11 protein-coding genes and 1 pseudogene are annotated in these 14,394 nt (G+C 54.5%); 1 reads left to right on the top strand and 11 read right to left on the bottom strand.

Translation table 11 applies throughout. From position 1 onward, the window contains the following. Nucleotides 1-69 precede the first annotated feature (69 nt). The 8 genes from AC2FNE_RS08325 to AC2FNE_RS08290 all read right to left on the bottom strand — a co-directional run bounded on the left by AC2FNE_RS08325 (nucleotide 70) and on the right by AC2FNE_RS08290 (nucleotide 10,061). Nucleotides 70-1,815 carry a tetratricopeptide repeat protein gene (locus AC2FNE_RS08325; RefSeq protein WP_496805162.1) on the bottom strand — a complete coding sequence of 582 codons (1,746 nt, stop codon included), beginning with the start codon at nucleotides 1,813-1,815 and terminating at the stop codon, nucleotides 70-72. 392 nt (nucleotides 1,816-2,207) lie between these two features. Beyond that, complete coding sequence (locus tag AC2FNE_RS08320; protein WP_496805161.1) at nucleotides 2,208-3,887, bottom strand: amidohydrolase; 1,680 nt, start codon at nucleotides 3,885-3,887, stop codon at nucleotides 2,208-2,210. Between the two features lie 31 nt (nucleotides 3,888-3,918). Then, nucleotides 3,919-5,139 carry a serine hydrolase domain-containing protein gene (locus AC2FNE_RS08315; protein ID WP_496805160.1) on the bottom strand — a complete coding sequence of 407 codons (1,221 nt, stop codon included), beginning with the start codon at nucleotides 5,137-5,139 and terminating at the stop codon, nucleotides 3,919-3,921. A gap of 108 nt (nucleotides 5,140-5,247) precedes the next feature. Beyond that, nucleotides 5,248-6,279, bottom strand: a complete 1,032-nt coding sequence (locus AC2FNE_RS08310; protein ID WP_496805159.1) for an extracellular solute-binding protein — start codon at nucleotides 6,277-6,279, stop codon at nucleotides 5,248-5,250. A 50-nt stretch (nucleotides 6,280-6,329) separates the two neighbouring features. Next, the gene (locus tag AC2FNE_RS08305) at nucleotides 6,330-7,160 is read right to left on the bottom strand and encodes an ABC transporter permease (protein WP_170464495.1); all 831 of its coding nucleotides are present in this window, start codon (nucleotides 7,158-7,160) and stop codon (nucleotides 6,330-6,332) included. Then, nucleotides 7,153-8,109: an ABC transporter permease gene (locus AC2FNE_RS08300; RefSeq protein WP_496805158.1), complete on the bottom strand. Its 957-nt coding sequence runs from the start codon at nucleotides 8,107-8,109 to the stop codon at nucleotides 7,153-7,155. The genes AC2FNE_RS08305 and AC2FNE_RS08300 overlap by 8 nt, the downstream gene beginning before the upstream one ends. Next, complete coding sequence (locus tag AC2FNE_RS08295; protein ID WP_496805157.1) at nucleotides 8,109-9,170, bottom strand: ABC transporter ATP-binding protein; 1,062 nt, start codon at nucleotides 9,168-9,170, stop codon at nucleotides 8,109-8,111. The genes AC2FNE_RS08300 and AC2FNE_RS08295 overlap by 1 nt, the downstream gene beginning before the upstream one ends. A gap of 114 nt (nucleotides 9,171-9,284) precedes the next feature. Next, entirely contained in the window at nucleotides 9,285-10,061 is a 777-nt protein-coding gene (locus AC2FNE_RS08290; protein WP_496805156.1) for a helix-turn-helix transcriptional regulator, read from the bottom strand. A gap of 424 nt (nucleotides 10,062-10,485) precedes the next feature. On the opposite strand from AC2FNE_RS08290, the pseudogene AC2FNE_RS08285 reads away from it, so the two are divergent. Then, nucleotides 10,486-10,632 (top strand): annotated as a pseudogene (locus AC2FNE_RS08285) (IS481 family transposase); the annotation flags it as partial. Nucleotides 10,633-10,959: 327 nt separating this feature from the next. Here AC2FNE_RS08285 and AC2FNE_RS08280 read toward each other — a convergent pair. The 3 genes from AC2FNE_RS08280 to AC2FNE_RS08270 form a co-directional block, all read right to left on the bottom strand. Next, a complete protein-coding gene (locus tag AC2FNE_RS08280; protein ID WP_170520010.1) occupies nucleotides 10,960-11,532 on the bottom strand; it encodes a hypothetical protein in 573 nt (190 codons plus the stop codon). Nucleotides 11,533-11,910: 378 nt separating this feature from the next. Continuing rightward, nucleotides 11,911-13,032, bottom strand: coding sequence for an alanine/ornithine racemase family PLP-dependent enzyme (locus AC2FNE_RS08275; RefSeq protein ID WP_481669101.1), 1,122 nt, complete (start codon nucleotides 13,030-13,032; stop codon nucleotides 11,911-11,913). Continuing rightward, the gene (locus AC2FNE_RS08270; RefSeq protein ID WP_481669100.1) at nucleotides 13,029-14,228 is read right to left on the bottom strand and encodes an N-acetyltransferase DgcN family protein; all 1,200 of its coding nucleotides are present in this window, start codon (nucleotides 14,226-14,228) and stop codon (nucleotides 13,029-13,031) included. The genes AC2FNE_RS08275 and AC2FNE_RS08270 overlap by 4 nt, the downstream gene beginning before the upstream one ends. Nucleotides 14,229-14,394: the final 166 nt, after the last annotated feature.

Raw genomic sequence — 14,394 nt, 5'->3', positions numbered from 1 at the left:
CGAGCCCAAATAGGACGTTCATCCGTTTCCTCTCCTATCAGGCCAAGTCAGTGTCCGCGACGCTGCGCATCACCTTTCCAAGCTTGCATTTTTTAGCCCTTGGTGCAGCAACTTGTTACTATTGGGAGACACATACGGCGCCCAATGCTCCCGCGAACGAATAAATCCCGGGCTGGCTTCTTCGCACTTTTTCAAAGCCCTGCCGGCCTCTTCGTTTTCCCCTGCCAGACCATATGCAATTGCAAGAATGAATAAGGCAGGAGCAAAATCAGGGTTGCGACGCAGCGCTTGCTTGGCTCTGTCTATAGCACGAGAGTAGTCTCCTTGGTTCACGTAAGCACGCGCTAGGAAAGACAGCTGAGAGGGCAACTGTGCATCAGCAGGGTTAAGTTTCTGTGCCCGCTCCATATAGCCAATCCCGTCGGGATCGCCAGACAAATCCGATTTGTTTCCCAGTGCGTGAAGACCATACGCGTCATTAGGATTCAGTTCGACCGATATGCGAGCTTCCGCTAGAGCATCGTCAGGACGGTTTAACCATTGATAGGCAGTACTCAGTTCATGGTGAGCAGTGGCTGAAGCCTCATCATACGCAACGGCTTTCTGAGCTGAGTCCATTGCTTTTGTTGCAGTTGCAAACCGATCTTCCGTGGCACCGATCAGCACATCCTGACTGTAAGACCTGGCTAAGCCGCTGTAGGCATCTGAGTAGTCTGGTTGAAGCTCGATAGCGCGGGAGAAATGATCCCTTGCAATGGAATTTCCTTCCGCGGTGCGTTGCCGAACTGCGGAAATCCCGCGGAGGTAGTAATCCCAAGCTGTCAGATTTTCGGTCTGGCGATTTGCAGAGCGCTCTAATTCTGCTTTCGTCAGTTCCGGTGCTATAAGAGCTGAAATGCGTTGAACGAGATCATCCTGAACTTCAAAAATGTCGCTTAAGTCCCCATCGTATTTGTTCGCCCAGATTTGATGACCATCAGTGCCGTCCACCAGTTGCGCAGAGATGCGCACCCGGTTACCACTTTTTCTTACGCTTCCCTCCAGAATATAGCGAGCACCAAGCTCTGACGCGACTTGCCTGATGTCCATGTTCTTGCCCTTGAAGGAGAAACTCGAGTTTCTCGCGATCACCTGAAATGATCGCCACTGCGTCAGTGCCGTTATAATGTCTTCTGTCAGCCCATCCGAAAAGTACTCTTGTTCGGGGTCAGCGCTCATATTGTCGAAGGGAAGTACGGCAATCGCCGAGCGATACGTTCCTGGGTCGGTTAAGTAGGTGCGTTTTTCCTCACCTTCGAGCTTGCCGTTGATATCCACAACGTAGACTTCCACAGGCTTGGCGATATTCTTGAGTTTTTTTGTCCCTTCCGAAACCAGTGCTACGTCTATTTTTCCAGAAACAAAATCAAATACTGTCTTGCTTATAAGTACACCACCCGGCTCTGCGAGAGACTCAAGTCGCGCGGCAACGTTAACGCCGTCGCCGAGAAGGTTCTGGCCGTCGACAACAACATCACCAGTGTTGATTCCTATCCGAAACACCAGTTGGCCCGTCCGGTCGAGTCCGTGGTCTCGCTCGGAGCATTCCCGTTGAATCTCGACAGCACATCGAACGGCATCAACCGGGCTACTAAACTCAGCCAGAACACTGTCCCCAGCACTTCCGAATACCCTACCGTGGTGGCTAGCAATACTCGCTTCGACGGAAACTCGGCTCTGACGTAGACGCTCCAGAGTGCCTTCCTCGTCGTCTTCTACTAGTCGGGAGTACCCAACGATATCTGCGACAAAAACTGTTGTAAGGCGACGCTCCAATGACAAGTTCCTTGTTCAACGGCTCCTGCAATACTGATAAGATCGGTCGACCACGCAAATGCCCTTTTTCCCCCGGTTAGGTAATCACAATCTGTTCCAACTTGACACATCAGAAATCAAAAAAGACGTCGACCAAACAAGTATTCGTCGTCCGGATTATCCGCACAGCAGTCGTTCATTTGGACCAACCGCCCAGCAGCGCAGCGAATGGCGGCTTTGTCCGCATAGCAGACATTCGGCAAAACTCTATGAGCGACCGCTTCGAGCCCAAAATACGGAACGCTGCACTGTGCGCCAATGTCGGCATTGCGGTGCCCAAAGCTGACAACCGACGACGACAAGGAGGAGCTTCGAAGCTTTGACACAATCGTCACATGGCCTCTCTGGCGGGATCAGCTTTGGAGATCTCCAAAAGAGATTTTTCCACCACAAATTGTCAGCGCAATGCGAGCATTAGCCAAATGGTTTTCTTCAATTGAGAACAAATCCTGTTCGAGGATGGCGATGTCCGCCAGGTATCCTGGCTTCAAGCGGCCCTTTCGGTCCTCGTTAAACTCCAGCCAGGCATTGTCATGCGTATAGGCAGACAGCGTGGCCGTAAGGCTTTGACGGTTGTCCAGCCAAGGAGACGGCAGCTTAATACAGTTAACGGCCCCGGCGACCGTCATCATTGTGTCGACGGGAACAACTGGCCAATCCGTTGAGAAACAGACTTTGGCACCGCTCTCACGGATCTTGTTCCAGGCAAATGCAAAGGGGATTTGCTCCGCTGTCAGAATATCTCCGGCAGAATAGGGGGAAAACAATCCTCCTGCCGGTGAGTGCAGGGGTTGAAGAGAGGCAACGACGTCAAGAGCGGCAAGCCGGGGCAGGTCCGCAGGGTCAATCACCTCAATATGTTCGATGCGGTGCCGGGAATCTCTGACGCCGTTGGCGTTGCGCGCGGCCTCGTAACCGTCCAACGTGCGGCGAACGGCACCGTCTCCTATGGCGTGCGTGCTGAGCTGCAACCCCATTGCATCCGCGCGAATGCAGGCTTCGTTGAAGTGTTCCGCACTGAACAGGGCATCGCCGAGGCTATCCGGTTTTCCCGGATAGGGAGCGAGCATTAGCGCCGTGTAGCTGTCCAGCACGCCATCCATGAACATCTTCACGCGGCCCGACCAAACCATATCCGACGCAAAGCGGCGGCGCATCTCATCGGCCTCTTCCAGTCGATCCAGAGGGTCGGTGTTCTTGAGGTGCATGGGAGCCTGAACTCGTATCGGAAGGCGCCCCTCAGCCTCAAGTTCGCAGAGCAGTTCGAGCTGATAGAAGTTGCCGTCCATGTTGTGCAGCCCGGTAATCCCGTGAGATGCACAGTGGTTCAGGCCACGCAGGATGACCTCTTTGTCAAAGGCGCGTTCTTTGGGCGTCGCGGGCGGCTCGGGATCCGCCCCTGTGACATAGCCCAAGAGATCACGTCCTCCAAGTTGCGACAGGCGCAGAACCGGGCCAAAAGCACCGGTTTCATTCAGCTGACCTTGTGCGGTGCCATCTCCGGCCATCACGATTTCCGAACCGGGTGGGACGACTGCGCCGTGAAGAATGCCCGCTTTCTCCAAGGCGATTGTGTTCGCCCAGACCGTGTGGTGGTCGGCTGACATCAGCGCAACCGGACGCTCAGACAGAATGCGATCCAGATCCTGCCGAGTGGTTGTGACACCCGGTCCAAGTATTTCGTAATCGACCGCAACGCCCATCAACAAGGGTTCTTCCGGGTGCTCAGCAGCAAAAGTTCGCAAAGCCTTGGTCAGAGCATCAGCGCCCATCGTTTCGCGCAGGTCCAGCATTCCCAGCTCTGCCGCCCCACCAAAAAGGTGCACGTGGCTATCAATGAAACCGGGCATGACCGTGCTACCAGCGGCATCAATGATTTTGGTTTCGGCCCCAGCCAGGCCGCGAATGTCGTCGGTGCTTCCAACAGCCATAATTTTGTCGCCGCGAATGGCCAAGGCCGAAGCCTTTGGTGTTGCGTCGTCAAAGGTTAAAAGAGAGCCGTTGAGGATGATCAGATCAGGTGTTGGCGACATGCAGCCTCTTGTGTTTGGGGTGGGTTTCGAACTAACCAAGCGTGCGAATGATGGCCTCGCAAGCGCGCACAGCATCGTGGCTAAAGGACTGGATCAGATAGTCGGGCCAGCTAGACAGCTTGACGATAACGGCGTTGGCGGTCAGGTCGATGAAGATCAGTTGACCAAAAACCCCACGCGCCATGAACACACCCCGACCGGGGTCGTGAACCCACCAGAACCTTCGGTAAGCCCCTTGGGGAGACAGCACGTCATACGGATCGCCATGTTTAGAAGGGTCCGCACCCGAACAAATCCCTGAAACCCAGCTTTCTGGCACCACTTGTTTGTCACCAACTTTGCCGCCATCGGCCATCATCCGACCAAACCGAGCATAATCGCGCAGAGTTGCGTTGAAACCACCGTCAGCGAGCGCAGTCTTGGCGTCGTCCACTGTGAAAAAGCCGGATTGCACGCAACCAATTTTCTGCCAGATGCGGCTCGACAAGAGCGAAGCAAGGTCTTCTCCGCTGACGCGTTCCAAAGCCCAGGCTATGACATCCGTCTCGATCGAGCGGTAAGAAAACGCCTGCCCATGGGGTCTAACTTGAGGCAATGTGAGAATGACGTCACGAATGGTTGGTTTGATCTCACCTTTGCGAACGGGGCGCCAGCCTGACGCCACATCGACGCGGGTCATGTCGCTGTCCGGGAGGCCGTAATCCTCGGTGAAGCGCACCCCTGATTGCATATCAAGCGCCTGATCCACGGAGCATCCGGCATAGCCAGTCGCGGCCAATTCCGGCACGATGTTGTCAAGCGGTTCGGAGAGGTCAAGCTTGCCCTCCCCATGGAGCACACCCGCCAGAGAGCCAATCAGGGATTTAGAGACGGATTGCCCCAAATGCGCAGCGTCTGGAGTGAAATCGTTGGCGTAGATCTCGGTAAGTATCTGGTCACCCTTCAGCACCAAGAAACCATCTGTGTAGCTTTCAGTGAGCCAGGCTGCGACGGAAAGGGGGCGGTCGTCAAAGGTTTGAAACTCGATTTCCAACAGGTCGCGGTGGGCCTGCTTCAATTCTCGGGTATCCGGTCCTGGACGCACATCTACCGTAGGAAATAGGCTTCGCATGTTCTGGAAAGTCCAGCGATTGAAGGGAGCAAGGTCCCAGTTCTCGAGCGAAGGACGCTTCTCAGGCGGGGGCGGGAAACCCTGCATGATGCCGATCTCACGCGCCGTCTTGGGCTTGGTGCCGGATTTGCTGTTGTGCATTTTCCACGCTCCCGCAGGGCGACCTAAAAGGGGTCGCAGTCAGAGTAAGAAACTTGGGAAAGTGACGGCCCGGCCAAGGACGGGCCGTCAATCAGGAGGCTTGGAGCCTTATTGCTTCAGGCGGGTCCAAACCTTGTTATAAAGGTCAACGACATCCTGATCGCAGGGCTTCACAAAGTCCGGAACCGGCGCATCGGCGGGCATTACGATCTCAGGCGCGCTGAGCATCTCGGGGTCCATAAAGGCCTCCGACCCTTTGATACCGTTAGCATAGCGCGCAAAGTTCGAGGTCATCGCCGCGTTCTCTGGGTCCATCATGAAGTTCACAAAGAGCTTTGCGTTTTCCATGTTGGGCGCGTCGGCAAGAACGGCAACGTTGTCCATCCAGCCAGTGAAACCCTCTTTTGGATAGGCGTATTGCAGCGAAGGGCGGTCCGCCCGAGCGCGCATGGCGGCGCCGTTCCAGCTTTGCGAGAGGTCAACATCTTTCGAGGTCAGCTTCTCGATCACGGCATAGTCCATGGTGCGCCAGTCGCCCTTGGCCTTGGCGAGAAGCGCCATCAGCTCTTTCATCTGATCGGGGTTCGAGTTGCAACGCGGATACCCGAGGTACCGCAGGCCGGCGTTGATCACATCATTCATGTCATTGAGCATGTTGATGCGGCCTTTGAGTTCTTCGGGTGTGTCAAAGATCAAACCAAGCGTGTTGATGTCGCCGCTGTAGACTGCGCTGTCGACTGTAAAGCTGGTGGTGCCCCACTGGTAGGGAACCGAATACTTGCGGCCCGGATCCCAATAGACATCGACCCAGTTCGGATCCATGTTTTTGAAGTTCTCCATTTCGGACGCGTTGATCTCGGCCAGCAGGCCTTCGCCAACCATGATCGCAATCATGTAGTCACCTGGCACGACGACGTCATATCCGGTGTTGCCTTCCTTGACCTTGGCCAACATGGTTTCATTGCTATCATAGCCATCCAGCGTGACTTCGACGCCATACTGGGCCTCGAATTTTTCGATCATCTCGGGGTTGGTGTAGTTACCCCAGTTGTAGATGTTCAGTTTGCCTTCGGCGTGGGCCGAGACTGCGCTAAGCGCGAGGGCTGAGACAGCGGCGGCTTTGAGTAGTGAGTATTTCATTTTAGTCCTCCGTTGAGTGGTTTGCGTCCCGCACCGACGCGGGCTTCTTGTTATTTTCGTTTGCGTTGCAGAAAGAAGGTGAGCGTGACCATGGCCACGGTCAGCCCGATCAGGATTGTCGAGACGGCGTTCACCTCTGGCGTCACGCCACGACGGATCTGGCCAAGGATGTAGATGGGCAAAGTGGTCTCGCCCGGGCCGGCCACCAGAAGTGTGATGATCACGTCATCCAGCGATACGACAAAGGCCAGCATGGCTCCTGCCATGACTCCGGGCATCAAGAGCGGCAGCGTCACATGGCGGAACGTCTGCCAGGGTGTTGCGTACAAATCGGCGGCTGCGGCTTCATAGGTCACGGACATATCAGACAAACGTGCGCGGATCGGCATGTAAGCAAAGGGCACACAGAAAACCGTGTGGGCGAGGATCAGCCAGCCGATCCCGGTAACACCCGTGAGTTGGCGCAGGATCGAAAAGAAGGCAAGCGTGGCAATTGCCGTGACAATCTCGGGGATCATCAGAGGTTGATTGATGAGTGCGATGGCCGCAGAGCGGCCGCGATAAACGCCCCCGCGCGTTGTTGCCAGTGCCGCCATGGTGGCAATGATGGTGGAAAACACGGTTGCCGTGAGCGCAACCTGAATAGAGATCATCGCCGAGCGCCGGATGTCGTCGTTTTCCAAGGCTGCCGCGTACCAGCGCAAGCTGAACTCGGTCCACCGCACAACAGAGCGGTTGTCGTTGAAAGAGAACACGACCAGTACGGCAATTGGTGCGTAGAGGAACAACAGAACCAGCCAGGACATGCCGGTAAACAGGGGTTGTCTGCGCAACTCGCGAGAACCGGTCGACGGGCGGAAGATCGACAGCAGTTTATCCATGTCCACCCTCCTTCGAAGCACCTGCCCGCAGGCTGAAAAGGAGCGCGATCAAAACAACTGCCATCAGGATCAGCGCTGCAGCGGCGCCAAAGGGCCAATTGCGCCCCGACCCGAATTGCAAGGCAATCAGGTTGCCAATCATCAGTTTCTTGCCACCGCCCAACAGTTCCGGCGTGATGTAGGCCCCCAGCGCCGGGATCAGTACCAGAACACAGCCTGCGACGATGCCCGGGCGGGTGATCGGGATGATGATGTGGCGGAACACCTGCGTACGCGTGGCATAGAGATCATGTCCGGCCTCAAGCAGCGAAAAATCGAACTTCTCCAGCGAGGCGTAGATCGGGAGGATCATGAATGGCAGGTAGCTATAGACCAGACCTGCCAGTACCGCGCCGTCAGTGTACAACATCTCAAGCGGTTCGCTGATCAGGCCAATCTTCATCAGCATCAGGTTCACAAAGCCTTCGTCCCGTACGATCAAAAGCATCGAGTACGTGCGGATCAAGAGGTTGGTCCAGAACGGCAGCGTGATGGCGAAAAGCCAGAAATTGCGTTGCTCCGGAGGGCGGGCCGCGATGAAGTAGGCCACGGGAAACCCGAGGATCAGGGTTCCAATCATCGTGGTGATGGCGAGACCAAAGGAGCGCCCGAAAATTTGCAGATAGGCGCTGTTGAAGCTCAGCGTATCATCAAAAATGTCCCGCTCGAACAGGAACTGTACATAGGCGTCGTATGAGAACACCCATTCAACGCCGCCGTATGTTCCTGGCTCAAGAAACGAGTAGACCAGTGCAATCGAGAGCGGGAACAGACCGAAGATGCCAATGATCCCGAGCGCCGGGGCCAGCAGGAACAGCCGCGTTCTTCGTCTTTGGCGCGCGCGTTCCTCCTGGGCCGCGCGCAATCTAGTTGCGGCGTCCGGCCGCGAGATATGTGCGGCGGCACCCATCAATCTTCCAGCACGTGCAGCATTGAGGTGTCACATTCGAGACCAACCCGCGACCCGACTGGGCGCGGGGTGGAAACCTGGACATGAACGCTGACGCCATCTTCCAGCCGCACGAGCATCTGTGACCCGGCCCCGAAATAGGTGCTGTCCACGACCTCACCTCGCAAGAGCGCCGTCTCTGCACTCTCATCAACCACGCGGATGGTTTCAGGGCGTAGAGCCACATGCACGGGGCCGGGTGTGAGCGAGGTGCTGGCTGTATGAACCGTGAGTGGTGTGCCCTCGCCAAACTGGATTTTTGCCGCATCCCCGTCAAAGCCAAGCAAAGTCGCATTTACGATATTGGTGTCGCCAATAAAGTCCGCGACGAACCTGCATTGCGGAGCTGTGTATATCTCTTCCGGTGTGCCAACCTGGCGTACCGAGCCCGCTGACATCACTGCGATCTGATCCGACATTGCCAGCGCTTCACCTTGGTCATGGGTGACAAAGACAAAGGTAATGCCTGTCTCATGCTGCAGCCGCTTCAACTCACTCTGCATCCCTTTGCGAAGTTTAAGGTCCAGCGCAGACAATGGCTCATCCAGCAGCAGAACCTTGGGACGCGGCGCCAGCGCGCGCGCCAAAGCCACACGTTGCTGCTGCCCACCTGACAACTGATCTACGCGGCGCGTCGCAAACTCGCTCAGCTGTACGAGGTCCAGCATCTCGGTGATGGTGTTGTCGATTTCGGCCTTGGGCCTCTTCAGCATTTCCAGACCAAATCCAACGTTGCGGGCCACGCTCATGTGGGGAAACAGCGCATAACTCTGGAACACTGTGTTCACGGGGCGGTTGTTTGGAGCCAAATGGCCGATCGACTCACCATCCAGCGCAATCTCGCCTTCGGTTGGAAGCTCGAATCCGGCGATCAGCCGCAAAAGCGTGGTCTTGCCACAACCCGACGGGCCCAAAAGCGTGAAAAAGCTTCCTTCGGGAATGGTCAGCGACACGTCTCCCAGAGCCGTTACGGCTGCTTGGCCTTGGCCAAAGCGTTTTGTCACATTCTTTACGTCGATCATGGTCTGATCCAGACACCTGCACTTGTTGGTATGCAGAATCAGCTTAGAGCCATGAGACCGAACCTGTGAATACCTCCAAATGGCGGGGCTTTTCATACCCCCAAAGGGGTAGGCTTAGTCATTGGCTGAATGCAGGAACATCGAAAACAGGGCAGATTGAGAAGAAATGCCCAGCTTTCGGTAGATGTTCTTGCGATGCACTTTGATGGTCGAAGGGGAAACGTCCAGCAAAAGCGCTATCGACCGCGTCGAGTGCCCGCGCAAAAGGGATTGCACTACCTCGATCTCCCGTTGTGTCAAACCCTTGCAAACCTTGTCGATCACCCCATCGAAATCGACCTCGCTTTCTTCGAACTGGCCTGATGAGGGGGTGCGATGGAAGTGTTGTTCGCACAGCGCAGATATAATTGGATGTAGTTCCGTTAGCCTTTCGACATCCCGCCGGGTGAACCGGGTTCTTCCCTCCGAGGGACCGAGGGAAAGAAACAAGGTGCCGTTGGCAATTGTCACGAAAACCCCCATCTCATCCCTTAGAAACAGGGTCTTGTAGTAGATGCGAAAGTAGTCGGAGTTGGCAAACCTGTCTGGCGCCACATCTCTCAGTACCATCACGGGTTCGTGGCGTTCACCGATGAAGCAAACAACAAATGGGTCCAGCAACCAGGCACGATCCAGCCATCGGTCAACAACGACTGACCGTCGTTCTGCGCGTACATTGTCATAAACGTGTTCGGGCGCTTTTCCCGGGTTCAGAAGGCTGACAAACGCGCCTTTGAACGAAGCTGCCCCGCGCATTAGGTTCAGCAACTCGGGCATAAAGTTGGACGTTCCTACGGCCCGAATAGCCCCGGCAATGTCTTCAGAGTACGTTGGTTTTTCGGACTTGCCCAAGTATCCCACCTAGCGCTAGGGCGTTTCCAAGCCAATGTGGACAGTCGGAAATAACTTGGCAACCTTTTCACACTGAAATCTGCCTAGAAAAGCTTTTCCGCATCGGCTCTCTGGATCAATTCCGCAATCCGCTCCAACACAAGTCTTGTAAGATCAAAGAGGCCAGATAACTTTGAGTTGTCACTTGTATCGCTTCAGCACTTGAACCTGTTGATTTGCCATATCTGGGTAACTTCGTGTCTGTGCACAGGAACTCTGATCCAAGGAATAGCTGAGTGTTTCGACAGGAAGCGGACATTGCATCAATGGCTATGGATGGCAGCTTCGTCCGCACAGCAGACGCTCACGAGTACTTTGCAAATGACCGCATCGAGTCCAACTCGGACATAGCATAATCGTTTTGCGTGCGCTCGCGGCGCAGATTTCGCTGCAAGCCGATCTGGAAGAATGGCTGCACCACTACAACCAAGAGCACACTCATCAGGGCAAAATGTGTTGCTGAAGAATACCCTTCCAGACCATGATCGAGAGCAAAGAGATCAGGAAGCAAAAAATCCGGAACCAAACTTAATCTGGCATACACCACAGGAAAAACGGCCAACTGTCAGATCACATCGGAACCACTACATGTCAGTACATCAGCGACGCCGAGCAAACCCAGGGCTTTCCGATACGCCATTTCGCCACACGTTCAACCCCTTGCAGCGTCGACAAATCCGCTCTCCGAACCCTTCGCTCCAGAATGGAGTTCTGCAACGAAGACACGGGCGTTCTTGCGGCACGTCATTGTGGGCGCGAGCCATGATCATATCTGCTTCGTTGTCGGAGTCTTCCATCAGTTCTTAGCCTCGATTTCTGTTTTGGTTCATACAGCGACTGGAAAAGAAAGTTTCGAGCCCTAAGCCTTGAGATTGAAGGAGCTGCCTGGTTCAGACTGTCCGATGGGACGGCCTGTAATCCGAGGGGTTTTATTAGGACGAACCGGCATTCCTTCGTTCTCAGCAGCTTGGACAGCGAAAGCATACCGAGAACCGCTTCCGCATCCTCGCGGTATGGCTCGTTGATCTGATGATCCGTCGTCTGCCTCAGAAATGAGCGACTCCGAGTAGAGGTGCCGAAGTTGAGTCTCAGACACACCATCTGCTTCCATGATCAATTGCACCATCGGATCGGCCAAAAGCTGGTCGAGCAAGAACTGCGACAACTGCTTTGAAGACAGTTTATCCTTTGCGCGGGCTCTCTCCAAATCAGTAAGAGAAACGGTCAAGGTACGCGCCAGACCGGGGTGAGATTTCCGTGGATGCAGACAGATTAACACCGATGCTTTCCAGGCTTCTGGGTCCGAATAATCTGGTGGTGCGGAAAGCTCAGTTTCTATGTCGTATTCGCCTGCCGGGAGTAATTCGTCGAAGCCAGGGAAAGAAAACGGCCTGGAAAAGACTGCGATTGTCTTGCTGATTATCTGGTTCATTTGGGTAGTTCTCCTTTGCTGATACTGCTCGCTCGGAGATGCAGACAAGAACAAGCCACCCACTCCCGGCAGGGTATTATCAGATTTGAGGTTTAGGCTTTGATTTTTCGGGGACGACGTCAGGCGCTTCAGACGTAACTTCTTTTTTCGGTACGCTCGCATCGTTTTCCTTTAGCGCGGCAGCCGCTCTGGTCGTCAGGTCTTTGAAAGACATCATTTTGATCCTTTGATTGTCCGCAACACCCACGAGCCCAGATGGGGTGTGAAAAGTGAATGCGGCTACGTCCAATATAGGGATTGGGTGCCTCATTTACTACGTAGAGCCGTAGAATATGACGGATGGCTGAAGCAGAACCGAGGCGGCGGCACCTTGGCGCGCTACCTTCGATTCGAGTATGGGCGATCAGTGTTCGCTGCGTTGCAGTCAACCAAAGCGCTATCACCATGGAAGACCTTTGCTACATCGGGCGCAGCCATGCAGCGCGAGAGCGCGCAATAGTTCAATTTCAGCTTCACCTCGCCACCAGGGCGAAGCAGAAAATTGGTGTTCTCAACAACGATATGATCACTGGTGGCTCCGACGAACGTGACGCCAGCAGGGAATATTAGACCCGCCGCATCAGTGTCCTGGAGTCCGATCGCAAGGATCGACCGAGTATTCGAAGGACTGTCTAAAGTCACACACTGCATTGAAGGTATAGGATAATTCAATTGCAAGGGATTTGGATTTGATTTGGTCTTCGTTTCGATCACTTCCGCCCAAAGCGTGAAAACATCTGTGTAAAGCCCGTCGATCGCGTACCCCGAAACGGGATCGGTACCCAGCAGGATGGCCTCACCCAGACGCAGGTTGTTGATTTTTCCAGTCGCCCCCTTGCCAAGCGCCCATGGCAAACTGGCTGAGCCGCCGCCTGACACTGTTTCCAGAGCGGGTCCATTTGCAAGTTCGGTGCCGACGGCAAGCGACGAAAGCAATTCCATTGCTCCTGCAGAGGGTGCCACATGACCCAGACAGGCAAAATTTGCACCAATCCCCTTCAGAGAAATCCCTTCCATTCTAAGAATTTGAGACACAGTGCTTTCAATGTGTTCAGGCAAGATGCCTTCCCGCATATCCCCCATTTCCACCATCAGGATAATATTGTGAGTAATGTTCTTCCCCAGCGCCTCGATGGCCAGGCTGGCGATAATGTCCATCTCAGTGTTGAAGCTGACATCGCAGTTATCAAGGACTTGCGCGACCTGGCTCAGCATGGGCGTTCGGATCAAGGATATAGAGCACGAGATTCCAGCATCGCGCATACGCATGATATTGCTGATCCGCGCGTCCGCCAGCCCTGTCGCGCCACCTTCAAGCATAGCATTCGCAATCTCAGGATGACCGCAAACGGCTTTTGTCACACCTGTCACCGTAATTCCGCGGGGTCTAAGGTGGTCGACCAGGAACCGTGTGTTGTACCGAATTTTGTCCAGATCAACGTCGATACGCAGCTTGCTCATTCAATGGTCGTAGCACGTACGGGTTGCAAGCGCGGAAAGGCAGATAGAACCATATTCACCAAGTTTTTTGGAGGACGGTTCAATGCGTCAGTGACCGGGAGATACAATTTGCAGTTGTAGTCTGTGATGGCCTTTGAAATCTCAACATCATTCATTCCTTCATGGTTGATCGTCATGCCAATTACCTCTGTGTTCGCAAAAGCCTCGATCAGGGTGATTTCATCGCAAGGGTCGGGCATAGTCATGCTGGGGAAGTCGCATCGACGTTTTCGTTTAGGCGCGTGTTGAAGAATAACTGCATGTGGCTGACTGCCTCGCAGAATGAAGGCTGATGTGCAAAAAGCCGGATGGCTTAGCGCGCCCTGGCCCTCGATCACTATTACATCCGGGTGCTCACCCTCTGATGCCGCAACGACAGCGCGCTCAAGTTCGCCACAACAAAATTGCGGCGGCACCGAATCCATCGCGACACCATACTTGGTGCCCTGCATCAAACAAGTTTGGCCGGTGCCGACCAAAACTGTTTTGATCCCATGCGCGTTAAGTGCGCCTGTCAGGATTGTCGCGGTTGTACGCTTTCCAATTGCACAATCGGTGCCGAACACCGCGATGCGGATCGCCTGGACGTCTCCAATACTGCCATCTAACAGGCGCAGGTCGGGATTTGGCCGCGGCTTGCGAATGTCGCGTATCGTGACATCGTGAATTTTGGCAAATCCTGCGAGCTCCTTGTCATCGCTAAGAAATTCATGCAGCCCACTGACGATGTTCATTCCGAGCGTTATCGCATCCACAACAACTTCGCGATCCTCAAGGGACATTCTGCCGCTGGCCGGCGCCATTCCGTAAATAAAAGTGTCGGGGATCGTAGCTTCATTAGCGACGGCGGCATCAAGATCATCGAAGATGGGAACCTGATTTGCGAAATTATCAAGCACTTTGCCACTGTCACAACCGCCATACGTGCTGTCGATCACCGAAAGAACGCGATAGGCCTGTGAATGTCGAACGAGACCATTGGCCGTCTTGCCATCGATCTTTGCGAAGTTTCCTTCGCAATACACAATTGCAGTCGGTGTATCTGTCACGAGTGTCTTGCGGTGAAGCTCTGGAAAAACTGCTTGTTCAGGCGCCAGCTTTTGCGCATCGCTGGCAATGAACTGCTTGGCATCCGACGCAATGGGTTCGGGTTTCATATTTGTTCCTTTTTAGAGTGTGAAACGCGCGTCCTTGGTAAGGACGGGCAAAAACTGTGAAGTTTGGGAAAGTGGGCTTTCTGTCTGAATTCTCACTGGTTCAGAACACACAGCCCTTCTGATCGATGATAGTTTTTGTGGCATTGCCACCCATTGCCGGATCGGT

The sequence above is a fragment of the Ruegeria sp. YKSD179 genome, assembly GCF_059612885.1.
The sequence above is the reverse complement of the archived record's forward strand: the minus strand, read 5'-3'. Positions and strand labels throughout refer to the sequence as shown.